This is a genomic window from Pseudoxanthomonas sp. UTMC 1351 (assembly GCF_040948865.1).
Taxonomy (GTDB): Bacteria; Pseudomonadota; Gammaproteobacteria; order Xanthomonadales; family Xanthomonadaceae; genus Pseudoxanthomonas_A.
The window spans coordinates 36,732-59,896 of the sequence record NZ_JAVGJT010000025.1 but is presented as its reverse complement, the minus strand read 5'-3'; the positions used below and the strand labels follow the sequence as shown (position 1 = coordinate 59,896).

Genomic DNA, 23,165 nt, shown 5'->3' with positions numbered 1-23,165 from the left:
CATGGCGCCGAATCCTAAATCCCTTCTTCCCGACGGACTCGCGTTTCATCGTCTACACAACCAACGCATCGCCCTGCCGATATCCGGCGGTCCCGGCGAAGTGGTCAGGCATCTCGGCGCGGTGCAGGCCCAGGATTATCAGTCCGCTCTGTGGGCGATCGGGCTGCGCATTACGGATGCAACTCAGGCAGACGTCGAACAGGCGATCGCCAACCGCGAGATCGTCCGCACCTGGCCCATGCGTGGCACGCTGCATCTGGTCGCGGCGGCGGACGTGCGCTGGATGTTGTCGCTGATGGCGACGCGCGTTATCGCGCTCAACGCGGCACGGATCGAGCGCGAATTCGGACTCGACACGAAATCGCTGGCGCGATGCCGCAAGGTCATTACCCGTGCGCTGGCGGATGGCCAGCCGCAAACACGCAGCTCGTTGTACGCAACGCTAGAACAAGCCGCCCAAAGCACATCGGCGCAGCGGAGCCTGCATATTCTTGGGCAACTGGCCCAGGAAGGCATCATCTGCCAGGGTCCGCGCATCGGCAAACAGCCTTCGTTCGTACTGCTGGATGCGTGGGTGCCAAAATCCGCTGACCTGTCTCGCGAACAAGCACTCGGTGAGCTGGGGCTACGCTACTTTCGTGGGCATGGTCCGGCGACGGTGCAAGACCTTGCCTGGTGGTCCGGCCTGACGTTGAAGGACACGCAAGCCGCGCTGGCATTGGCAAAGCCTTTCTTGCAACAGGAATCCATCGGCGATGCAACCTATTGGTTCGATCCCGGCATTACCGCCGCTGGCATGAACCCAGAAGCAGCCGCCACCTATCTTTTGCCCGCTTTCGACGAATACCTGGTTGGCTACAAAGACCGGAGCGCCGCGCTCGATCCAGCGCATACGAAACAAGTGATCGGCGTCAACGGCATATTCGCTTCCAACATCGTCATTGAAGGACGTGTGAGCGGGCTTTGGAAGCGCGGCATGGACAAGCAAGGCGCCGCATTGAGCATCACGCCGCTACGTCCACTGAAGAAGCACGAGCGCGCTGGAATTGCCGCGGCCGCACAACGCATTGGCCGGTTCCTGGATTCCCCGGTACGCGTGCTTTAGCCATTGCCTCAGTTCGGTACCGAACGGTATCGTCGTCGACTGCCACAATCCGGAACCCCACCATGATTAGCAAGCCTTCGCTGTCGCTACTCGCCCTAAGCGTCGCCTTCGCCTTACCGGCCCACGCTGACGAAGGCATGTGGATGCCGTCGCAACTGCCCGAACTGGCCAAGCCGCTGCGCAACGCGGGGTTCGAAGGAAACCCCGCATCGCTGGCCGATGTCACCCAGCCGCCGTTGAGCGCGGTCGTGAGAGCCGGCGGCGGGACAGGCTCGTTCGTGTCGGAAGACGGACTGGTGCTGACCAATCACCATGTCGCGTACGGTGTCATCCAGTACAACAGCAAGCCCGACCGCAATCTGATCGATGACGGTTTCATTGCCGCCGACCGTGCCGCCGAATTGCCTGCCAACCCCGACTTCCGCGTGTTGGTGACCGTGGGCTTCGACAAGGTGACCGATACGGTGCTGAAGGGTGCCGCCGGCAAGCAGGGACGGGAATATTTCGATGCGGTGGACCGGGCCAGCAAGGACATCGTGGCCGAATGCGAGAAGGAAGCCGGGATGCGCTGCGGCGTTGCCAACATGTACTACGGCACCGACTTCTACCGCATCAAGCAGCTGGAGCTGCGCGACATCCGCCTGGTCTATGCACCACCACGCGCCATAGGCAACTATGGCGATGAGATCGACAACTTCATGTGGCCGCGCCACACCGGAGACTTCACGTTGTTGCGTGCTTACGTGGGCAAGCATGGGCAGCCGGCTGCGTATAGTCCCGACAATGTGCCGTACCGCGCGCCAGCGCATCTGCGTATTGCGAAGGATGGCCCTCAGGCGGGAGACTTCGCGATGCTCGCCGGTTATCCCGGCATTACCTACCGCCACCGCACCGCCGCCGAGTTCGACGAACAGGTCAATTGGAAACTGCCGGCTCAGGTGGAAGTGCTGAATCAGTTGATTGATGTCGTGGAAGCCGCGGACAAGAAAAACGCAGCGGACAAGACACTTTATGCCGCGCAGTTGCAGTCGCTGAAGAACAGCGCCAAGCGCTACGCCGGCGAGCTCGAAGGCCTGCGGCGCAGCGATGCCGTGCGGGTACGTGCAGAAGACGAACGCGGCATGTTGGCCGCCACTGCGAGTAGCGAACGCCGGGACATCAACGCACTGCAAGCGTCACTCGCGGAAGCTTCGGCAGTGCGCGAACGAGAACTGTTGCTGGGCCTGTTCGGCAGCCAGACCCAGCTGATGCGTTCGGCCTTGACCTTGGAGCGGTTGCGCGTCGAGTCGGCCAAGCCTGATGCGCAGCGCGAAAGCAACTACCAGGCGCGCGATCACGCGATGCTGGAAGGCATGCTGAAACAGGTGCAGCGCCGCTACTCGCCGGAAGTCGAAAAGGCACTGCTCACCGCGCTGTTGACGCGCTACCAGCAGTTGCCGGAAGCGCAACGCATACCGGAATTCGATACGGCTTTCGGGCGCACTCCAGCCGAACTAGCGAAAGTGCTGGACTCGCTTTACGCCAAAACATCATTGGGTGAAGAGAGCCAGCGCCTTTCCCGGTTCCAGGCCGCACGCATAGGCAAGGCATTTGCCGCCGATCCATTGACCGACCTGGCCGCCAAGTTGATCCCGGCACAACTACGCATCGAGCACGAACGCAAGACACGCGAGGGCGAACAGCTGCGTTTGCGCCCGGCCTACATGCGCGCGCTGTTCGCCTGGCGCAAGCAACAGGGCCGCGCCCTGTATCCGGATGCCAACGGCACCTTGCGCATCAGCTACGGCAAAGTGGATGGCTTCTCGCCACGTGACGGCGTGGTCTACACACCGGTCACCACGGTCGCGGGCATCGTTGAGAAGAACACCGGCCAGATCCCCTTCGACGCACCCAAGCCGTTGCTGGATGCGATCGCCCAAGGCGATTTCACCGGCACCGCAGATCCGGCGCTGAAGACGCAAACGGTGAACTTCCTGACCAACCTGGACACCACCGGCGGCAACTCCGGATCACCGGTGCTCAACGCGCGCGCGGAGCTGATCGGCCTCAACTTCGACAGCAACTGGGAATCGGTGAGCGCCAGCTGGATGTTCGACCCGCGCTATAAACGCGCGGTGCACGTGGACACCCGCTACATCCGCTGGCTGATGGACAAGGTCTACCCGGCGCCGCATTTGTTGAAGGAGATGGGCGTGGGCGCGAAATAGGCATCGAGGTTTTTCCGTTTCTTGTAGGAGCGGCCTCCCGCCGCGAGCTCTTCTGTCAGATCGCGGGAGAAGCGAAGAGCTCGCGCCGGGACGGCGCTCCTACAAGAGCAAAGACCACTGCAGCCATTCTCGCCTTTGTAGGAGCGGCCTCCCGCCGCGAGCTCTTTCTGTCAGATCGCGGGAGAAACGAAGAGCTCGCGCCGAGACGGCGCTCCTACAAGAGCAAGAGCCACTGCAGCCATTCCCGCCTTTGTAGGAGCGGCGTCCCGCCGCGAGCTCTTCGCGTCAGATCGCGGGAGAAGCTTGGAGCTCGCGCCAGGACGGCGCTCCTACCAATCGGGCGCCGCTCCAGCATGTGGGTTTGCGTGCACGGAAGGCTTACGCCACCTTGCTACGCCGCGCTCTGGTCAGATGCACCAGCAGCAGCGAGATGGCGGCGGGTGTCATGCCGGGGATGCGCTGGGCTTGACCGACGGTTTGCGGCCGCACGCGTTCCAGTTTTTGCTGCACTTCCGCGGACAGGCCGCGCACGCCGGTGTAGTCGAAGTCCTGCGGGATCGTAGTGCTTTCGTGGCGCTGCTGGCGTTCGATTTCATCGCGCTGACGATCCAGGTAACCGGAGTACTTGACACTGATCTCGACTTGCTCGGCGACCTTGGCATCCTCGACACCGGGACCCAACGTGGGTACCTGCATCAATTTCTTGTAGTCCAGCTCCGGCCGCTTGATCAGGTCCAGCACGTTGGTTTCGCGGCTGACCGCGACACCAAGCGTCGCTTCCACTTCACGCCCCAGCGCGTTGCCGGGCGTCGCCCACAGCCCGCGCAGCCGTTCGCTCTCGCGTGCGATCGCCTCGCGCTTGCGTTCGAACTTGCTCCAGCGGTCATCAGCCACCAGACCCAAGTGGCGTCCTATTTCGGTCAGGCGCAGATCGGCATTGTCCTCGCGCAGCTGCAACCGATATTCGGCGCGACTGGTGAACATGCGGTAAGGCTCGTTGGTGCCGTGAGTGATCAGGTCATCAATCAGCACGCCGATATAGGCTTCATCGCGACGCGGCGACCATGCTTCCTTCTGTTGCGTATAGCGCGCGGCATTGAGGCCCGCGATAAGACCTTGTGCGGCGGCTTCCTCGTAACCGGTAGTGCCGTTGATCTGGCCGGCGAAGAACAGACCCGCCACAGCCTTGGTTTCCAGCGAAGACTTCAATCCGCGTGGATCGAAGAAGTCGTATTCGATGGCGTAGCCGGGGCGGGTGATATGCGCGTTCTCGAAACCGCGGATGCTGCGCACCAGTTCCAGCTGCACGTCGAACGGCAGCGAGGTGGAAATGCCGTTGGGATAGATTTCTACCACGTCCAACCCTTCGGGCTCGACGAAAATCTGATGGCTGGCTTTCTCCGCGAAGCGCACCACCTTGTCTTCGATGGAAGGGCAGTAACGCGGGCCAATGCCTTCGATCTGGCCGGTGTACAGCGGCGAACGATGCAACGCGCTGCGAATGACCTCGTGGGTGCGCTCGCTGGTGTGGGTGATCCAGCACGACACTTGGCGCGGATGGTCTGCCGCATCACCGATGAAGGACATCACCGGCGGCGGATTATCGCCCGGCTGCTCTTCCATCACCGAGTAGTCCAGCGAACGCCCGTCAATGCGCGGCGGCGTGCCCGTCTTCAAACGATCAACCGCGAACAGGCCCTCGCGCAGCTTCTGCGCCAACGCCGTGGCCGGCGGGTCGCCGGCGCGGCCCGCGGCGTACTGGGTTTCACCAACGTGGATCTTGCCAGCCAGGAACGTACCGGCAGTCAGCACGATGGCCGGCGCATCGAAGCGCAAACCAGTCTGGGTAACCACGCCGCGTGCCGTGTTGTTCTCGATGATCAGGTCATCCACCGCAGCCTGGAAGATCGTCAGGTTTTCTTCCGATTCCACCGCCCGGCGGATGGCGCTGCGATACAGCGCGCGATCGGCCTGGCAACGCGTGGCCCGCACTGCCGGCCCCTTCGAGGCGTTGAGTGTGCGCCACTGGATGCCGGCGCGATCAGCCGCCCACGCCATGACGCCGCCTAGCGCATCGATTTCCTTTACCAGATGACCTTTGCCAATGCCGCCGATCGCGGGGTTGCAGCTCATCGCTCCGACGGTTTCCACGTTATGCGTCAGCAGCAGCGTCCGTGCACCGGCGCGGGCGGAAGCCAACGCAGCCTCGGTGCCGGCATGGCCGCCGCCGATGATGATCACGTCGTGGTGATGGAAGCGGTCTTTCATGATGTTCATAAGGACAGTGAGGACCGGCCTGACGGGCTCGGGTTTCGTTCAAGAGATGTTGCGGGACATGCTGCCGGATCGGAAAACCGATAGGGCAAAGTTGGCACACTTTCTGCGTAATCTTCCGCGCACCCAACGTGGCAAGCGACACCAGGGGCGCCAGGCTGGAATTGGAACAGGGGCCAGCCATTGCGCACGTCGGGGATGCCGGGGCCGGTAGTCGGGGGACTGCCGGCCCTTTTTTATGCGCGTCAGGATAACTCAGAACCAAGAAAAGCCCGGCATGCCGGGCTTAGGGCGCGTCATCCATTGGGTAGCCGTTCGCGTTGAGTCAGTACGGCCGCCGGGCGGTGTTGCGTGGCGCAGCGCTTGACTGGCCGTCAAAGCCTGCCCCTGCGAAGGCAGGGGTCAAGCCGCGCGACGCCGGTTGGCGGCCGTACCGGCTCAACCCGGAGGGCCGAGCCGCCGCGGACGACTACCCAATGGATGACACGCCCTTGTATGGCGCCGACGTCCGGCAGGGCCGGAACAGGGGGGATCCAGATTTCCCCACCGGACGTCGACATGGAACCTTTATATTGCCTGTTACGTCAGAAAGCGACGCAACCGGTCAATCTAGTTCGCTAGCTTGCGACGATGTCCCACGCAACGCAAGCGGGACATTGTGGGCGACACCGGATCAAGGTTCCTGGGTTCTTGCGCGCGGCGCACTTCGCACTGCCGGACGGGATGGGCGTTCCATCGACCGCGGGCGGCTGACCTCGGTGCGCGGCTCCTGCCGGGGCGTGATCCGAGGCGGGTTGTTGTCGCCGCGGATCCGGGAGGAACTCGGCGCCGGCCTCGCTGGTTGCTGGTACTGAGGCTGTGACCGAGGCGGAATCAGCACCTGCCCGGTTTCCCGATATGCACCGTTGGTCGGATCGCGCCAGGGCGGCGGACGATTTCCGGGGCGGGAAGTCGGTGGCGGCTTGGGCGGACGGGGGTTGTGGCCGTAGTTCGGGGGGCGGGGATAGTAGTGCGGGCGGTAATACGGGTAATAAGAGCCGTAGTGGCCGTAGTACGGATAGCCGCCGTAATAGCCACCGCTGCCGTAGCCGCGGTAAATGCTTACCCCGCCTGAATACGGATAGCCGCCATAGCCGTAGGGGCCGTAGTACTCGGTGGTGGGACGGCCATGGTAGTAACCGCCGGGTGCGGCACCGCGACCCACGTGGTCGTAAGTGACGCAACCGCTCAGCGTGGCGGTGGCGAAAAGCGCGGCGATGACGAGACGTTTGTTCATGGCGGGAACCCCCGTAGAGCTGCCCCCTGTAGGGCTATTACCGCAGCATCGGGTCCGGGCATTGAATCCGTGCTTAACCCTGCCGATAGCCCGGCATTGCGCTCAGCTGCGCGCAGGTTAGCAGCACGGACAAGGCCGGGCGTCGCAAGCGAGGGATGCGTTAATCTTCCGCAATGCCGACCCCGCTGCCTACCTTCGACGACGTACTCGCCGCCGCCGCCCGTATCGCCCCATACGCCCACGTCACTCCCGTTCTGCGCTCCCGCACGCTGGATGAATTCGCCGGCTGCTCCTTGCTGTTCAAGGCCGAACCGCTGCAACGCGCCGGCGCGTTCAAATTCCGGGGCGCCTGCAATGCGGTGTGGGCCCTGGATGAGGCGGAAGCCAGGAAAGGCGTCGTCACCCACTCTTCCGGCAATCACGGCGCCGCGCTGGCGCTGGCCGCGAAAACTCGCGGCATTCCCTGCCATGTAGTGGTGCCGGAAGGCGCCGTGGCCGCCAAGCGGGACTCGATTGCCCGCTACGGTGCCACCCTGCACGCCTGCGCGCCGACCATCGCCGCACGCGAAGCTACATGCGCCCAAGTGCAGCGCGACACCGGCGCCACCCTGATCCATCCCTATACCGACCGGCAGGTGATCGCCGGCCAGGGTACCGCGGCACTGGAACTGCTGAATGCCGAAGCCGGCATCGACGCCTTGCTGACGCCGGTCGGCGGTGGCGGACTGGTGTCGGGTACAGCGATTGCGGCCGCGGCGATGGCACCGGGCTGCCGCGTCTATGCCGGCGAGCCGGAAGGCGCGGCTGACACCGCTCGCTCCCTCGCCGCGGGCGAGCACCTGATCGATTTTGTTCCCGACACTTTCTGCGATGGCCTGCGCGGCACCTTGGGCGAGCCGAACTTCCGTCTTCTGCAGCAACATGGCGTGGAAGTCTTCACCGTCAGCGACGCCGACACGCTTGAGGCCATGCGGCTGTTGTGGCGGTGTCTGAAGTTGCTGGTCGAACCTTCATCGGCGATCGCCTTCGCCGCGTTGCTGCAGCAACGTCAGCGCTTCGCCGGCCAGCGCGTCGGCATTGTCCTGTCCGGCGGCAACGTGGATATCGATGCACTGCCTTGGAGCGTGGCATGAGTGCACGCACCAGCCGCCGCAAACGCAAGCGTGGCTTTCTGGGCTGGATAGGACGGATATTGCTGCTGGTGCTGATATGGCTGATCGGCGTCGCCGCCTACATTATCTGGACAGGACAACGTGACGATGCAGGGCCGGCTGACGCGATCATCGTGCTGGGGGCGGCGGCCTACGACGCCAAACCCTCGCCTGTGTTCGAAGAGCGGATTCGCCACGGCATCGATCTGTTCCATCGCGGACTAGCGCCGAAGCTGATCTTCACCGGCGGCTATGGCGGCGCCGGCGCGCGCTTCTCCGAATCGCAGGTCGCGCGGCGTTATGCGTTGCGCCAAGGCGTCCCGGAAAACGCGATCCTGATCGAATCGATATCGCGCAATACCCACGAGAACCTGCGCCAGGCGTCGACGCTGATGCAGAACCACAACTTGCACAGCGCCATCATCGTCAGCGATCCACTGCACATGGCGCGGGCACTGCGCCTCAGCGGTGAACTGGGCATCCGGGCCGTGGGATCGCCCACGCCGACCACGCGTTTCCGCAGTTTCGCCACGCGCTGGCGCTTCCTGCTGGCGGAGGTTTACTTCTTCCACCGTGACAGGCTGTCGCGGGCGATGTGACATCCGATGTCATGAGCGCGCGTATTATGTGGCGTCGTTTCCACTGCCCGCGAGAACGCCATGAAGATCGACGGCAACCGTAAACAGGACCGCGCCACCGAACTGGTGCTGACCTACTACGCCGCTTTCAATCGCGGCGACTGGAACAGCATGCTGGCACTGTTGGCCGACGATGTCGTCCACGATTTGAACCAGGGCGCACGCGAAACCGGAAAGGATGCATTTGCCGCGTTCCTGGCGCGCATGAACGGCAGCTACCGCGAACAGTTGCGGGACGTCGTGGTGCTGGCCTCGCTGGATGGCCAGCGCGCCGCCGCCGAATATGTGGTCCACGGCGAATACGTGCGTACCGACGAGGGCCTACCGGCCGCCAAAGGGCAACGCTATGTGCTGCCGGGCGGCGCTTTTTTCGATATTCGCGATGACCGTATCGCCCGGGTCACCAACTACTACAACCTGCAGGATTGGATTGCGCAGGTGAGTGTGTAGTGGTGTTTCCTTGTGGGAGTCGTGCCGGCATGCTGGCACGGGTAAGTCGCGACCGGAAAAATCAACGTCGCGACTTACGTCGCTCCCACAAGGAAGCACACCGAGTTATTCGCGCCGGCGAATCGGAATCGACGATACCGGCACGGCGGCAATTTCCTCACCCTGTCCGCGGATCGGTGCGCCTGCTGGCGGCGCCCACGAATGCGCGTAGATCACTTCCCAGGTGCTGGGCAGTTTGCCGTCTTGTAGACGGAAGTTTTCGTAGACGGCGGACGCGGCGGCGAAGCGATGTCGCCCGGTCAACGTATGCCTGCGCGTGCGCAGCGCATTGGTTGCGCCCATGGCGCGCAACTCGCGCATCAACGCCGGCAAGTCGTTGTAGGTCAGGGTGAAGCGGTCGCGATCCAGCACCGGGTCGCGGAATCCCGCCATCATCAAGGCGTCGCCGAATTGCGCAATGGAAGCGAACGGGCTGACGTGAGGCACGGCATCGGCCTGCGAAAAAGCATCGCGGAGTTCCTGCAAGGTTTCTGGCCCGAACGTGGAGCACAACAGCAAGCCCCCGGGCTTGAGCACGCGACGAAATCCGGCGAACACGGCCGGCAGGTCTTCCACCCATTGCAAGCATAAGTTGGTGAACAGCACGTCGGCGCTGCCTTCGGCCATGGGCAGCGCGCGCGCGTCGGCGCAGACGCGCGCGAACGACTTCCACCAACCCGCTTGTTTCTTGGCCTGGCGCAGCATTGGCAGCGCCAGGTCGAGCGCTATTACCTGCGCACCCGGCCAGCGCTTTCGCATCGCGGCGGCGGCATGAGCCGGGCCGCTGCCGACATCCAACACCACCTTCGGTTCTTGCCGCTCGCCTTTGTTCTGCCGGATCTCCCAGTATTCCAGCGACTCCAGCAATCGCTTCTCCACCTCATGCTGCAACGCAGCCGCGGCGTCGTAGCTGCCGGCCGAGCGGGAGAAAGCACGCCGGATGTGGCGGTGGTCGAAGGTTTCGTTCATGGAGATAATTTGTTGACTGTTGTAGGACCGATGTCAGTCACGACGATCGGTATTAAAGCTCTTAGACACGGATTAACGCAGATAAACACGGATAGAAACATTCAATGCTTTATCCGCGTTTTCCGCATTAATCCGTGTCCAAAAGCTTTGGGATCCCGGTCGCGACTCACGTCGCTCCCACAAGTGACGCATCCATAAACCCACGAATCTCCAGCGCCACTTGATCCGCCTGGCCCAGGAATGGCGCGTGCCCACCGCCGGCAATATCCACGTAGCGGCTTTGTGACGCGTGTGTCGCCGCTTCGCGCATGCCGTCCGGCGGCACCAGGCGATCGCGTCGGCCTGAGATCCACAGATTCGGCACCGACAATGCCGATAGGTCCGCGCGCAGGTCGCTGTCTTCCAGCAGTTCCAATCCTTGCTGCAACGCCAACGGTGCAGGTTCGCCGCGGGCGTACAGAGTTTCCTTCAACGTACGGAGCTCGGCGCGCGCGTGTTCCGAGCCGATCGTATCCAGCGCCAGGAAACGCTCCAAAGTACCGCGGTAGTCCTGCTGCAATTCATTGCCGAACTGCAGGAACACCGAAGGCTCTACTGCATGCGGCCAATCCGCACCACGCACGAAGCGCGGCGTTGCCGCGATCATCACCAGTCCACGCACTTGGGAAGAACGCGCGGCCGCATGTAGAGCGACCAAGCCACCTAGCGACCAACCCAGCCACACCGCGGGCGGCGTCTGCGCCAGGATTTCCTGAGCGCATGCGTCCAATGTCAGTGGCGTGAGACTTTCGCGGCTGTGACCGTGGCCGGGCAGGTCGACCAGATGCAGTTGAAAGCTATCGGACAATCGCTCGACCAGCGGCGCAAATACGCCACCGTGCAATGCCCAGCCATGAATCAACACGAGCGGCGCGCCGCTGCCTACGACTTCAATATGCATGCCGGTATTGTCGCCGATATGCGGCGGTACCGGCGTCGACGATGCGGATGCCGATGGTTACGCCACCGCTGCCGCGCCGTGCACCCGCTGCACCGCTTCCCAGGAGCGCGCCATTGTTTCGACCATGCCATCGACGTCCTGCGGCGAGTGCAGCGCTGAAAGCGTCACTCGCAGCCGCGCCTTGCCTTCGGGCACCGTGGGTGGCCGAATTGCGGGTATCAGATAGCCAGCGCTTTCCAACGCGGCGGACAATGCCATCGCCGTGCTGTCGGCGCCACATAGCACCGGCTGGATAGGCGATTCCGATGCCATCAGCTGCAGGCCCTTGCGCTGGGCGGCGGTACGGAAACGATCGATCAAGCCCTGCAGTTTCTCTCGGCGCCAATGATCGCGGCGCGCGTACTTGACCGCCACGCGTGTTGCAGCGGCCTGGGCCGCGGGCAACGCGGTGGTGAAGATGTAGGGTCGCGCCGTTTCCGCCAGGTGCTGGATCAATGCATCGTCGCCCACCACCACCGCGCCGTAACCGCCCAGTGCCTTGCCCAGCGTGACCAGTTGCAACGGGACATCGGTGACGCCCATGCGCGCTTCGGCCACACTGCCGCGTCCGTCCGGTCCACGCAGACCAACACCGTGCGCGTCATCCACATAGAACAGCGCCTGCTGCATGCGCGCCACCAGGCTCAGTGCCCGTAACGGCGCCACATCGCCATCCATGCTGAAGACGCCGTCGGTTACCAGCATGGCCGCGCCCTCGGGCGCCTGCTTGAGCTGGCGCAACGCGCCTTCCGGATCCAGATGCGGATAGCGGCGCAGCTTGCAGCCCGCCAAGCGCGTGGCATCCAGCAGGCTGGCGTGGTTGAGCCGGTCCTGCACGCAAACGTCGCCGTCTTCCAGCAGCGCCTGCTGCACGGCCAAGTTGGCCATGTAGCCGCTACCGAACAGCAAACCTCGCGGGTACCCCAGCCATTCGGCGACCTCGCGCTCCAGCGCTTCATGCGCGGCGTGGTGCCCGGTGATCAGGTGGGAAGCGCCCGCGCCGACGCCTTCGCGTGCGGCGGTGTCCTGCAGGGCGCTGACCACTTCGAACTGCTGCGCCAAGCCAAGATAGTCGTTGCTGGCGAACTCGATCAGCCAGCGTCCCGCCACTTCCACCCGCACTCCATCGCGGCGCGTGATGACGCGGCGCACGCGTTGGCGCCCCTGGGCGATGCGCTGCTGGCGCTGGGCCTGGACACGTTCAAGCAGATCGAGGCGGGTCATGATGAATAAGCATCTAGCAAAGTAGGAAGGGTCGGCGCGCACGGTGACGGTAGTGCGACAGGCGACCAGACCGGCGACGGGATGTCGCCCCCATGAGTGCACGGAGGCGGCTACGTCAGCTGGTCTTTCCCCCTGAGCACAACCCGACTTCGAACTTGTTCACGGCCGACTGCCGAGCGCAGCAGATCGAGAACAGGTTCTTACGCCGCCCGCCCGCATTGCGGGGTGGGTTCGGTGATGTCCGCGTGCACCGTACCGCTGCCGGGCACATCGATTCTGTGATCGGCGTGCACATTTTGAGCCTGCAACGGCATCGGCCGCAGGCCCAGGCGCGCGAACAGCGCCTGATCGCGTTCGGTATCCGGGTTGCCGGTGGTCAGCAGCTTCTCGCCATAGAAAATGGAGTTGGCCCCCGCCGCGAAACATAGCGCCTGCAGCTCATCGCTCATGCTTTCGCGCCCAGCCGACAATCGCACCATGGATTGGGGCATGGTGATGCGAGCTACCGCAATCGTGCGGACGAATTCGAACGGGTCCAGCTCCGTGGTGCCGTGCAGCGGCGTGCCGGCTACCTGCACCAAGCGGTTGATCGGCACCGAATCCGGATGCGCCGGCAAGTTGGCCAGCGCCTGCAGCAGACCCGCGCGCTGCTCGCGCGATTCGCCCATGCCGACAATGCCGCCGCTGCAGGTCTTCATGCCGGCATCGCGGACGTTTTCCAGCGTATCCAGGCGGTCCTGGTACTCGCGGGTGTGGATGATCTCGCCGTAGAAATCCGGCGCCGTATCCAGGTTGTGGTTGTAGTAGTCCAGCCCGGCGCTCTTCAGCGCCTGCGCGTGGTCGGCATTCAACATGCCCAGCGTGGCGCAGGTTTCCAGCCCCAGCGCCTTCACTTCACGGATCATCTCGGCGACCTTGGGAATATCGCGGTCCTTGGGCGAGCGCCATGCCGCGCCCATGCAGAAGCGCGACGCCCCGGCAGCCTTGGCCTGCTTCGCCTTCTCCAGCACCTGTTCGGTATCCATCAGCTTCTGCGCCTGTACGCCGGTGTTGTAGCGCTGCGCCTGCGGGCAGTACGCGCAATCCTCGGGGCAGCCGCCGGTCTTCACCGACAGCAGTGTCGAGACCTGCACTTCGGCCGGATCGAAATGCTGGCGGTGCACGCTGGCGGCACGGTGCAGCAGTTCGGGGAACGGCAGATCGAACAGCTCCAGCAGTTCGGCGCGCTGCCAGTCGTGGCGCAAGACCGGCGTCGGGCCGGGTGAAAGAAGTGCGGCTGGGGCGGACATCGCGGCCTCGCGGAGGTAAAGTCGGGCAAGTCTGGAAACCGGAAGCAAGACTGTCAACCGCATGGAAGCTTTTAAAGTTGACAGGTGGCTGCGCGCCACCAGCCTTGCCATGCTGGCGCCGCGATGCCTGTTGTGTGGCGAACGTGGCGACAACAGCAACGATCTGTGTACTAACTGCCGCCGTGGACTGCCCTGGAACGCCACCGCCTGCAGCCAATGCGCTCTTCCGTTGCCGCACCCGGGCACCTGCGGTGCCTGCCTGCAATCACCTCCTCCGGTGACTGAAACCCGCGCGGCTTTGGTTTACGGCTTTCCGCTGGACCGTCTGGTGCCTCGTTTCAAGTTTCACCACGATCTGGCCGCTGGCCGGTTGCTGGCGGAGCTGATGGCAGAGGGCCTGGCGGCTGCCGATCGCCCGGAAGCGCTGGTACCTGTTCCGCTGCACGCCGCGCGACTGCGCCGGCGCGGCTATGACCAGGCGGTGGAATTGTCGAAGGCACTGGCACAGGCGTTGGACATCCCGCTGTTGACCAGCGCTTTGAGCCGCACCCGCGATACCGCGCCGCAATCGGAGCTGGATGCGCCCGCCCGCCGCCGCAATCTGAAGAACGCCTTCGCCGTGCCCGATCCCGCGGCCCTGCCCCGTCATATCGTGTTGATCGACGATGTCATGACCACCGGCGCTACCCTGCATGCGGCAGCCAAGACACTACGCAAGGCAGGTGTGGCCCGTGTCGACGCATGGGTTTGCGCACGGGTGCAGTGATCCGCCCTCTGAGCCCTCTACACAGGAACCCCAATGCCCACTTCAAATGCTTTTCGTGGATGGGTCGCCGGTCTGCGCATAGCTGGATTGACGAGCATCGTCTTGTTGGCCGGTTGCGCACCACAAACCCTGGTCGAACCGCCGGTACCGCCAAAGCCTGGACTCGAATTCCGCATCGCGTCCGTTGAGCCTTGTCTGGGCTGCGAGGAGTTTCGGCGCGCACCTCCGCAGACGACGCTATATCTGCAACGCCACCCGCTGATGACTTCTGCCGACATCGCAGGCATCACCCGGGCGTACGATCCAATTTCCGGTTCCCCGGCACTCCAGTTCGCGTTCCGCGCCGATGCGCAGCAACGGATCCAAACCGTCACCGGCCAAAACGTCGGCAAGATCGGCACCTGGGTCAAGGACGGCCGGATCATCTTCGAAGCGCACATTGCCGGTGCATTTTCCGAATCGATGCAGCTGACCAGCGTCGAGCGCGCCGAGCGCGACCGTCTTTACGGCCAGCTGACCGGCATCAAGGAACCCAAGATGTTGAAGCAACCGTAGGTCAGTTGCGCGGCTTGGGCGGCGGAATGTCCTTCATCTTCGTAGAACCAGGAAGAGATGCTGGGATTCGTCATCCCGGCGCAGGCCGGGACCTGGCGACTTTTCTTTTTAGCTGAGCGCAAGGCGCTGGGTCCCGGCCTGCGCCGGGATGACGAATCTGGCACCTGGCGTGGAAAAGCCTACGTCCCCAGCGCGAACTCCAGCACGATCCCCGCAAACACCGCAGCGCCTATCCAGTTGTTGTGCAGGAACGCGCGGAAGCACGCCTCCCGCCCACGGCCGCGTGCAATGACGAATTCATAGGCAGCCAACAGCGCAGCTATCGCTATCCCGGCCCAGTAGTACATGCCTAGCCCCGCCTGGCGGCCGACCAGATACAGCGCCAGGAACACCAGCGCGTACAGCACACCCAGGATGGGCAGATCCATGTCGCCGAACAGGATCGCGGTGGATTTGGAGCCAGCGCGGATGTCGTCCTCGCGGTCCACCATGGCGTACCAAGTGTCGTAAGCCGTCGCCCACAGGATATTGGCGCAGTACAGCACCCAGGCCAGTGTCGGCACTTCGCCCTGCACGGCGGCGAAGGCCATCGGAATCCCCCAGCCGAACGCCAGACCCAGATAGACCTGCGGCAGGTAGGTATAGCGTTTCAGATAGGGATAGCTGGCAGCCAGGAACAACCCCGCGAAACTCAAGTACACCGTCAGCCGGTTCAGCGTCAGCACCAACGCGAACGCCACGATCATCAGCACCGCGAACAGCAGCAGCGCTTCCCGGCCGGACACCGCGCCGGTCGCCAACGGCCGGCCCATGGTGCGCTCGACCTGCGGATCAAGCCAGCGGTCGGCGTAGTCGTTGATCACGCAGCCGGCCGAGCGGGTCAGCCACACGCCCGCAGTGAACACGAACAGCGTCCACATCGGCGGCACGCCGCCCGAGGCCAACCACAACGCCCACCAGGTCGGCCACAGCAGCAACAGCACGCCAATCGGCCGGTCGCCGCGCACCAGCTTCCAGTACAGACCCAATCGCTCCCGCCAGCGCGGCGCCTGCGGCGTTTCGTAACGTTCGTAGCTCATCCGGAAAGCCTGGTGTGGTATCTCGCGAATAGCTTACCCATCTGACTAGGTCTTGGCCCCCGATCCGGCGTTGCTCGTCGTTACATAGCCCCGCTATGCCTCCTCCTCGCGCCTTGGCTCGGAGGCCAATCCGCGGCGTCATATGCGTCATATGGGCAAGCTATCCGCGAGATACCACACAGCAGGCCGTCACTAACGCATGCACGCAGGTAGGTCCGGAACCGATTCAAAAACCGCAGCGAAACGGTAGCGCCTCAGTTTCGGCACTCGAACAGAACCGGAAGTTCGATCTTCTTCCGCTTGGTGCCACTTACGGCCCTGTTATGCGTCATGCCCGGCTAGCCCGAACGCTCAGCCACCGATCATCGGGTCTTCCGACGCACCGACGCACCTCGCTGACGATCCAACCGGCGTCTGTGAGTGCGGACCGCAGGGCAGGCTCGCGCCAGTACGTCTCGACGTAGCGCCGAGGCGCTGCAGCGCTGCCGTGCGTGGATACATCCTCGCCATCGCCCTCTCTAACTGAGGCGTGCAGTCGCCCACCGGTCCGGGTTGCCTCGGCAAGCCGCCCAAGCACCGTGCCGAAATCCGCGCGCGCGACGTGAATAAGACAGGCACATGCCCATATTCCGTCGTACGGCGTACCGGGACGCTGCGGGTCAGCCAGGTCGTCGGTCAGCGGGTCCAACAGGTCGGCCTCGAAACCACGCTCGCGAAGCAGTTCGACGAAACCCTTGGCAATGTCGGTGCGCCGGACGCTAATCCCCCGCTTCTCAAGCTCAAGCGCATCTCGCCCGCCACCGCTTCCGATCTCCAGCACCCTGCCCGAACGACCCAGCTCGGTCGCGAACGCATCGATCTCTGTCGCGACCCATTCAGGCATCGCCGCGGCCTCGGCAGCGTACTCCGCCGCGGCCGCATCATACGACTGCACGGTATCCCGGTCGGTACTCATCCTCGCGCTCCTCCTTACTACCAGCGAAACAGTAAATGAGCCAAGCAGCGCAATTCCCGTTAGAATGCGCCTCCCGTGCGCCCGTAGCTCAGCCGGATAGAGTAGTGGCTTCCGAAGCCATTGGTCGGGGGTTCGAATCCCTCCGGGCGCGCCATCTTCCGCTTTTTAGCGATCGCTATTGGCCCACTTTCAATTGGTGAGAGGAATTCTCACTTTTTAGCGGTCACACGCGTTGAATTGTCGCCTTTTACTAGTTTGCATCCCCTTCGAGGCGTGCTGCCCGCCACGACGGGAATTTAAGCAATTGAATGCGCCCAGGAATGGCGCCATCAGAACACAAGCTCATCCTTTAAGCCGCCAGGCGCGCCATTAACGTCCGCAATGGCAGAGCGCTGACGCGCAGCGCATTGATGCCCGTCAGGCAGGCGCACAGAAGCGCTCCCTGGTCTAAACCTGAGTGACGCAGGAGCCTCTCACGCGCTCGTATTCGGGCCTGACGCAACGTTCCAAGCTCGATGCAGTGGCAAGGCAGCTGAACGAGCGGCCCAGGAAGGCGGCAGGCTATGACACATCAGCGGTATCGACAAACCGTTGCATAGATCGGTTGAATCCAAGACCAAGGCGGACATCCTTGTCCTGGTGATCAGGTAGTACATCCCAACGTCCTTCCTTGCGAACCACGCTCACCGCTCAATGTTGCGATCCAGGAACTCGAGCATGCGCGTCGCGATCTCGCCGCCATGGGTTTCGATGGCGAAATGGCCTGTATCGAGGAAGCGCACTTCGGCCTTCGGGTTGTCGCGCTTATAGGCTTCGGCGCCGGCGGGGATGAAGAACGGGTCGTTCTTGCCCCAGATCGCGAGCGTCGGCGGCTGGTACTGGCGGAAGAATGCATGCAGCTGCGGGTACTGCCGGAGGTTGCTGCCGTAGTCCAGCAGCAGGTCCATCTGCGGTTCGACACCGATGCGCGCGATCGCCGCCGACGCCAGCTGGTAGCTCTCCGGCGCGATCAGCGAGGTGTCCCGGACACCTTCGGTGTACTGCCACTGGATCATGTCCGGCGCGTTGAAGCGGCGCAGCGCTTCGCGGTTCTCGGCCGTCGGGTCGTCCCAGGCCTTGCGCATGTCGGCCCAGCCTTCGCTCAGGCCTTCTTCGTAGGCGTTGCCGTTCTGGCTCACGATGGCGGTGATCTTCAGGGGATTCGCCACGGCCAGGCGCCAGCCGACGGGCGCGCCGTAATCGAACACGTAGATCGCATAGCGATCCAGGCCCTTTTCAACCGTGAAGGCGTCGATGACCGTGGCCACGTTGTCGAACGTGTAGTCGAACGCGACGCCCTGCTTGATCGTCGTCTGCCCGAAGCCCGGCAAGTCGGGGGCGATCACGCGGTAGCGCTGCGCCAGGACAGGGATCAGGTCCCGGAACATGTGGGAGGAGGCACCGAAGCCGTGGAGCAGAAGGACGGCAGGGGCGTCCGCCGGTCCGGCTTCGCGGTAGAAGACGTTGACGCCCTGGATGTCGGCGGTGCGGTAGTGGATTTGCGTGGCGGGCTCGGCCGCTGCGGCCGGCAGTGTGCTGCCCAACGTAGCGGCAGCAAGGAGAAGGCTTTTGAGGCTCATGACGGGTTCTCGCGACAGGTGAGAATGCTGGATTACGTAACCTTCTAAATACAACATTAAAGGTTACTTTGACGCAGTCTGCTCTGGCCGTGATAACCTGTCAATAGTTATTTTGAAGGTTACTTTCATGAGCGCCACGGCTCCGCAAGAAAGCGCTGGCATACCTGAAGCCCCCCAAGTAGGCGACCACTTGGCGTTGGACCTGCTCAACACCGAGGCCCGGAACCAGGGCCAAGCGGTGGACTACTGGGCGACAGCTGAGGATGTGCACCGATGGCTGGTGCGGCAGGGCGTCGCGGCCGAGAACGCAGGCAATGAGACCCCGACGAGTCTGCTAGTGCGTGGCCGCGAGCTGAGGGACGCAGTGCGGGAGGCGATCTCCGCACGCAAGGCGGGTGGGCCGGTGGCCGTCGATGCCCTCAATCACTACCTGCAGGCCTATCAGACGTCCCCGCTTCTGCAGCGCGATGACACTGGCGGGTTGGCGTTGACCCGCATCCGACGGGGCGACGGCTCCGCGTCGCTGCTCGGCCCTGTGGCCGAAGCGGCAGCCCAGCTGCTCGTGGAAGGTGACTTCGCCTTGGTGAGGCAGTGCGAGCACCCTGACTGCATCCTGTGGTTCTACGACCGCACCAAGTCGCACAAGCGGCGCTGGTGCAGCATGGCCCAATGCGGCAATCGGCATAAGGCGGCGCAGTTTCGGAAGCGCAGCCATGCGGAATGAAATGAGCTGAGTCGGATGCGTGCCAAGCGTGGCGGCCGGAGGGGTCACCACTTGAGCATCGGCTCACTTGGCCCGTGGTAACCCCACAATGTTTCACCGGCGATCAAAGAGAATGCGAGCAGGTTGAGTCGCAAGATCAGGTTGCGTCCTGTTTCGTCCCTTTTGTGCGGGAGCTCAACGGCTCCCGCAAATACTCATAGGGATTATCCAATGCGGATGTCGGCTTCTATGTTCCGATCACGCCGCCGTCTTTCCTGGTCACCACAATGGTCGCGGATCGGGCTTTCAAACCTCCGGCCGGCCACACGCCGCCATCTTCGCCTGGATGTTGAATGTTCACGAACATGGTGCGCTGGTCGGGCGTCGCGGTGACTCCGGTGACCTCACACCCTGCAGGGCCGACGAGAAAACGCTTGAGCTGGCCGGTCTTCGGGTTGGTCACCAGCATCTGGTTATTGCCGAATGGACCGCTGTTGAGTTGGCTGCCGCTCATGTCGGTTTGAATCCATAGCAGGCCGTTGGGATCAAACCACAGGCCGTCTGGGCTGGCGTGGATGCTGTCGGCGGTGAGCGCATGGCCGTTCGGATCCAGGCTGTCGCGTTCATGGCCGCTGAGCAGGAATAGATCCCACACGAAAGTACGTGTTTCAGCGCGGCCGCGCTGCTCAAGGAAACGGACGATATGGCCGTGCGGATTGGGCCCGCGCGGATTGACTTCATCGACCGGAAACGCCGTGCCGCGAGTGCTGTTGTTGGTGAGGGTGAAATACACCCAGCCGCTGTGCGGATCGATCGCACCCCATTCGGGCCGGTCCATGCGCGTGGCGCCGACGACATCGGCGGCCAAGCGTGTGTTGATCAGCACGTCACCTTGGTCGGCGAACTCGACGCCTTTGGCCGCCGCCGCTGCGCGGAAGGCCGGGTCCTCAATATCCAGCGCCAGCCATTCGCCTCTGCCATCGTCATGGAAGCGGGCGGCATAAAGAGTGCCGCTGTCCAGCAAGCGACCGTTGGCACGACCGGGGATGTAAGGATCTTTGCTGACGAATTTGTAGATGTATTCGTTCTGCGCGTCATCGCCCATGTAAGCCACCAACGGACGGCCCGGCCGAGCTTTGGCAAACACCACACCCTCGTGCGCCAAGCGGCCCAGGGCCGTGCGTTTGATGGGTGTGCTGCGCGGGTTGAACGGATCGATCTCGACGATCCAACCGAAATGGTTGGGCTCGTTGCGATAATCCTGCGTGGCGCTGCCGGCCTTGCTGGTGGCATCGAAGCGGTCCTCGACGCTTTCCCACCCATAGCGCCCCACGGTGGCCGAGACCCCATAGCGCGAATGTTCGCGCGGGCGCGTGCCGCGGTTGACGAAATAGCCCGCCCAGTTCTCCTCGCAGGTGAGGTAAGTGCCCCACGGCGTGACGCCATGGGCGCAATTATTGATCGTGCCGCGAGTATGCGTGCCGGCCGGACTGTAGGCGGTACGCAGGTTGCGATGGCCACGCGCGGGACCGGCGATTTCCATGCGGGTGGCGGCGGTGATGCGGCGATTGTAGCGGCCACGTACCGTGCGCCATTTGTCGCCAACGCGGACGATTTCGACGACGCTCACGCCGTGCGCGGCGATCTCTTTGCGAACCTGGTCGCGGTCACGCACGCCGTCAATCCAGGTGGCGCCGGTGGGATGGGCGGCGTCGGTGTCGATGTACTCGTGATTCATAGCCAACAGGCCGTGGCGGCTGCCCTGAATGGGGCCGCGCGACATCGGGTAGTAGTGCATCGCGTCGTGGTGCATACCCATTTGCTGTTCTTGGTCCGCGCCGCTGTTGAGGCCGCCGTCGAGGTAAGCCGGATAACGGCCGGTGATCGGCTCGCCCCACGGCAGAATGATGTCGAAGTTGTATTCCGGAGGTACCACGACCGTGTTGGCCCGGCTGACGGCAACGGCCGTGAAGCCTAGCGGCTTGCCTCGGCCAGGGCGAAGGTGATCAGGGCGTGGGTCGGGCCGCGCAACAGATGCCTCGCTCAACCCGGCATGTGAAAACAATCCGGCGGTCACGGCCAGGCCGAGCCCGCCTTTCAACAATTGGCGGCGATCCAGATGGTTGGCGAGCACGTCGCTGAAGTGCGGATTTTCAGACCGATTGCTGTCCTCGTGGTCGAAATCGTCTTCGCTATAGGGGACGAGCGGCTTCTGTTCACTCATGGGGATTACCTCGCGGGGGGCTGGGTAACGCCGGCACTGCCTGCCGACGCAGGGAGTGTGCGAGCCTAGGAGGCCCGTACGAAGATTCGATGGCGTTCGGATTACAACCAGATGACTTCGCTGTGACCAATCAGGCAGAAAGAAACAGCCTCGGAGCGGTGCGCTGCTCTCGTCTTGTTTGGAGCGCTTTCTGTCGCACGCTGGCCACGGGCCAGATACATGACGACTCGATCGCCTCGACAAGCACAGACATCCTTGCGTTCTGTCTGGCCGAGACGAACACCGGTGCGGAGGCGAATACGTGCGGGCAACGCTCTTTCAGCAGCTCACAGCGAGCTGGAGAGCCCATCGTGGAACAGAAAACTTGCTGAAAGGCCTCGGAGTCCCACGCAGAGGCACTCTGCGTTGAGACGCTCGCAGGGGATCAACGGACCCGGCGTCCGGTTTCGTCGATGACTACTTCGCCATCCTCCTTGACGAAAGGTCGGGTAACGGGCGGCAGCAGATCCAGTACCGCTTCCGACGGGCGACAGAGGCGGATCCCCTTGGGCGTCTGCACGAAGGGGCGGTTGATCAAGATGGGTTCGGCCAGCATGGCATCCAGCAACGCATCATCACCGAGCGATGAATCGTCCAGGCCGCGCTCCAGATAGGGCGTGCCCTTCTGGCGTATGGCTTCCCGCACCGTCATGTCGGCGCCGGCGATCAACTCAACCAAGCGCTCCCGCGACGGGGGATGTTTCAGGTATTCGATGATCGTCGGCTCGATGCCCGCATGGCGGATCAAGGCCAGCGTATTGCGGGACGTGCCGCAGGCGGGGTTGTGATAGATGACGGTGTCCATGAGGGCCTCAGCAACTGGCGCAGCAGCTGCGGTTCGCCGGAAGCACCGGCTCTATCGCCACGGAAGCCGCGACCACCGGTGTCGGCTTGGCTTCGACAGACCCGGAAGCTCCGGCCAGTGCCCGCGCCAAGAGATCACCCTTACGTTCGCTATAGCGGCTGGTCAGATAGCTACTGCGATCACGCACCAGCAAAGTGAACTTGACCAGTTCTTCCATCACGTCGACCACACGGTCGTAGTACGAAGAAGGCTTCATGCGCCCGTTGTCGTCGAACTCCTGCCAGGCCTTGGCCACCGAGGACTGGTTGGGGATGGTGACCATGCGCATCCAGCGCCCCAACACGCGTAGCGCGTTGACCACGTTGAACGACTGCGAGCCACCACACACCTGCATCACCGCCAATGTCCGCCCTTGGGTCGGGCGCATGCCGCCGTCCTCCAACGGCAGCCAATCGATCTGGTTCTTGAACGCCGCGGTCATCGTGCCGTGCCGCTCCGGGCTGACCCAGACCTGTCCCTCCGACCACTGCGACAAGGCACGCAGTTCCTGCACCTTGGGGTGGTCGGCACCCACGCTATCCAGCAGTGGCAGTTCATGCGGATCGAACACCCGCGTTTCGGCGCCAAAGTGTTGCAGCAGCCGCTCTGCTTCCAGGGCCAGCTTGCGGCTGTAGGACTGGGGACGCAGCGAGCCGTAGAGAATCAGGATGCGTGGCGGGTGGTCGGCACCGGTCAAACCCAGCTTGTATCGATCCGGGATGTCCAGCGCTTCAGAGGCGATGTGGGGCAGTCGTTCTGCTGTCATGTGGGCTTGCTAGC

20 protein-coding genes and 1 tRNA gene are annotated in these 23,165 nt (G+C 63.4%); 9 read left to right on the top strand and 12 right to left on the bottom strand.

The window, feature by feature from the left end:
* The first annotated feature begins 1 nt into the window (after position 1).
* Both AB6O04_RS16630 and AB6O04_RS16625 read left to right on the top strand, forming a co-directional pair.
* Positions 2–1,105 (top strand): winged helix DNA-binding domain-containing protein, encoded by a 1,104-nt coding sequence (locus AB6O04_RS16630; RefSeq protein WP_368565298.1) that lies wholly within the window; start codon positions 2–4, stop codon positions 1,103–1,105.
* A gap of 62 nt (positions 1,106–1,167) precedes the next feature.
* Positions 1,168–3,312: a S46 family peptidase gene (locus tag AB6O04_RS16625; protein WP_368565297.1), complete on the top strand. Its 2,145-nt coding sequence runs from the start codon at positions 1,168–1,170 to the stop codon at positions 3,310–3,312.
* A 378-nt stretch (positions 3,313–3,690) separates the two neighbouring features.
* Here the strand turns inward: AB6O04_RS16625 and mnmG are convergent, their stop codons facing one another.
* On the bottom strand, positions 3,691–5,580 hold the full coding sequence (gene mnmG / locus AB6O04_RS16620) for a tRNA uridine-5-carboxymethylaminomethyl(34) synthesis enzyme MnmG (protein WP_368565296.1): 1,890 nt from the start codon (positions 5,578–5,580) through the stop codon (positions 3,691–3,693).
* A 679-nt stretch (positions 5,581–6,259) separates the two neighbouring features.
* Positions 6,260–6,862: a hypothetical protein gene (locus tag AB6O04_RS16615; RefSeq protein WP_368565295.1), complete on the bottom strand. Its 603-nt coding sequence runs from the start codon at positions 6,860–6,862 to the stop codon at positions 6,260–6,262.
* A gap of 173 nt (positions 6,863–7,035) precedes the next feature.
* Between AB6O04_RS16615 and AB6O04_RS16610 the strand changes: the two genes are divergently transcribed.
* The 3 genes from AB6O04_RS16610 to AB6O04_RS16600 are packed head-to-tail and all read left to right on the top strand — an operon-like array spanning position 7,036 to position 9,101.
* Positions 7,036–7,995 (top strand): pyridoxal-phosphate dependent enzyme, encoded by a 960-nt coding sequence (locus AB6O04_RS16610; protein ID WP_368565294.1) that lies wholly within the window; start codon positions 7,036–7,038, stop codon positions 7,993–7,995.
* Positions 7,992–8,612 carry a YdcF family protein gene (locus AB6O04_RS16605; protein WP_368565292.1) on the top strand — a complete coding sequence of 207 codons (621 nt, stop codon included), beginning with the start codon at positions 7,992–7,994 and terminating at the stop codon, positions 8,610–8,612. Before AB6O04_RS16610 ends, AB6O04_RS16605 begins: the two co-directional genes overlap by 4 nt.
* Positions 8,613–8,672: 60 nt before the next feature.
* Positions 8,673–9,101 (top strand): ketosteroid isomerase-related protein, encoded by a 429-nt coding sequence (locus AB6O04_RS16600; RefSeq protein ID WP_368565291.1) that lies wholly within the window; start codon positions 8,673–8,675, stop codon positions 9,099–9,101.
* A 105-nt stretch (positions 9,102–9,206) separates the two neighbouring features.
* Here the strand turns inward: AB6O04_RS16600 and bioC are convergent, their stop codons facing one another.
* The 4 genes from bioC to bioB form a co-directional block, all read right to left on the bottom strand.
* Positions 9,207–10,109 (bottom strand): malonyl-ACP O-methyltransferase BioC, encoded by a 903-nt coding sequence (gene bioC, locus AB6O04_RS16595; protein ID WP_368565289.1) that lies wholly within the window; start codon positions 10,107–10,109, stop codon positions 9,207–9,209.
* A 166-nt stretch (positions 10,110–10,275) separates the two neighbouring features.
* Complete coding sequence (bioH, locus tag AB6O04_RS16590; protein WP_368565288.1) at positions 10,276–11,049, bottom strand: pimeloyl-ACP methyl ester esterase BioH; 774 nt, start codon at positions 11,047–11,049, stop codon at positions 10,276–10,278.
* Positions 11,050–11,106: 57 nt separating this feature from the next.
* Entirely contained in the window at positions 11,107–12,312 is a 1,206-nt protein-coding gene (gene bioF / locus AB6O04_RS16585; RefSeq protein ID WP_368565287.1) for an 8-amino-7-oxononanoate synthase, read from the bottom strand.
* A gap of 200 nt (positions 12,313–12,512) precedes the next feature.
* Positions 12,513–13,601, bottom strand: coding sequence for a biotin synthase BioB (bioB, locus tag AB6O04_RS16580; protein WP_368565285.1), 1,089 nt, complete (start codon positions 13,599–13,601; stop codon positions 12,513–12,515).
* Between the two features lie 109 nt (positions 13,602–13,710).
* Between bioB and AB6O04_RS16575 the strand changes: the two genes are divergently transcribed.
* Together AB6O04_RS16575 and AB6O04_RS16570 are read left to right on the top strand one after the other, a co-directional pair.
* Positions 13,711–14,367: a double zinc ribbon domain-containing protein gene (locus tag AB6O04_RS16575; protein ID WP_368565324.1), complete on the top strand. Its 657-nt coding sequence runs from the start codon at positions 13,711–13,713 to the stop codon at positions 14,365–14,367.
* A gap of 33 nt (positions 14,368–14,400) precedes the next feature.
* Entirely contained in the window at positions 14,401–14,922 is a 522-nt protein-coding gene (locus AB6O04_RS16570) for a hypothetical protein (RefSeq protein ID WP_368565284.1), read from the top strand.
* A 179-nt stretch (positions 14,923–15,101) separates the two neighbouring features.
* Here AB6O04_RS16570 and ubiA read toward each other — a convergent pair whose 3' ends face one another.
* Together ubiA and AB6O04_RS16560 are read right to left on the bottom strand one after the other, a co-directional pair.
* The gene (ubiA, locus tag AB6O04_RS16565; protein ID WP_368565283.1) at positions 15,102–16,001 is read right to left on the bottom strand and encodes a 4-hydroxybenzoate octaprenyltransferase; all 900 of its coding nucleotides are present in this window, start codon (positions 15,999–16,001) and stop codon (positions 15,102–15,104) included.
* 328 nt (positions 16,002–16,329) lie between these two features.
* Positions 16,330–16,956 (bottom strand): class I SAM-dependent methyltransferase, encoded by a 627-nt coding sequence (locus tag AB6O04_RS16560; RefSeq protein WP_368565281.1) that lies wholly within the window; start codon positions 16,954–16,956, stop codon positions 16,330–16,332.
* Between the two features lie 77 nt (positions 16,957–17,033).
* On the opposite strand from AB6O04_RS16560, the gene AB6O04_RS16555 reads away from it, so the two are divergent.
* Positions 17,034–17,110: transfer RNA gene (locus tag AB6O04_RS16555), tRNA-Arg, on the top strand.
* A 529-nt stretch (positions 17,111–17,639) separates the two neighbouring features.
* Here AB6O04_RS16555 and AB6O04_RS16550 read toward each other — a convergent pair.
* Positions 17,640–18,575, bottom strand: coding sequence for an alpha/beta fold hydrolase (locus AB6O04_RS16550; RefSeq protein ID WP_368565279.1), 936 nt, complete (start codon positions 18,573–18,575; stop codon positions 17,640–17,642).
* A gap of 127 nt (positions 18,576–18,702) precedes the next feature.
* On the opposite strand from AB6O04_RS16550, the gene AB6O04_RS16545 reads away from it, so the two are divergent.
* Positions 18,703–19,299, top strand: a complete 597-nt coding sequence (locus tag AB6O04_RS16545; protein WP_368565278.1) for an ABATE domain-containing protein — start codon at positions 18,703–18,705, stop codon at positions 19,297–19,299.
* 226 nt (positions 19,300–19,525) lie between these two features.
* Here AB6O04_RS16545 and AB6O04_RS16540 read toward each other — a convergent pair whose 3' ends face one another.
* From AB6O04_RS16540 to arsH, 3 genes are all read right to left on the bottom strand, one after another.
* Positions 19,526–21,502: a PhoX family phosphatase gene (locus tag AB6O04_RS16540; RefSeq protein WP_368565277.1), complete on the bottom strand. Its 1,977-nt coding sequence runs from the start codon at positions 21,500–21,502 to the stop codon at positions 19,526–19,528.
* Between the two features lie 424 nt (positions 21,503–21,926).
* The gene (arsC, locus tag AB6O04_RS16535) at positions 21,927–22,346 is read right to left on the bottom strand and encodes an arsenate reductase (glutaredoxin) (protein WP_368565275.1); all 420 of its coding nucleotides are present in this window, start codon (positions 22,344–22,346) and stop codon (positions 21,927–21,929) included.
* A 7-nt stretch (positions 22,347–22,353) separates the two neighbouring features.
* Complete coding sequence (gene arsH / locus AB6O04_RS16530; RefSeq protein WP_368565272.1) at positions 22,354–23,151, bottom strand: arsenical resistance protein ArsH; 798 nt, start codon at positions 23,149–23,151, stop codon at positions 22,354–22,356.
* Positions 23,152–23,165 lie beyond the last annotated feature (14 nt).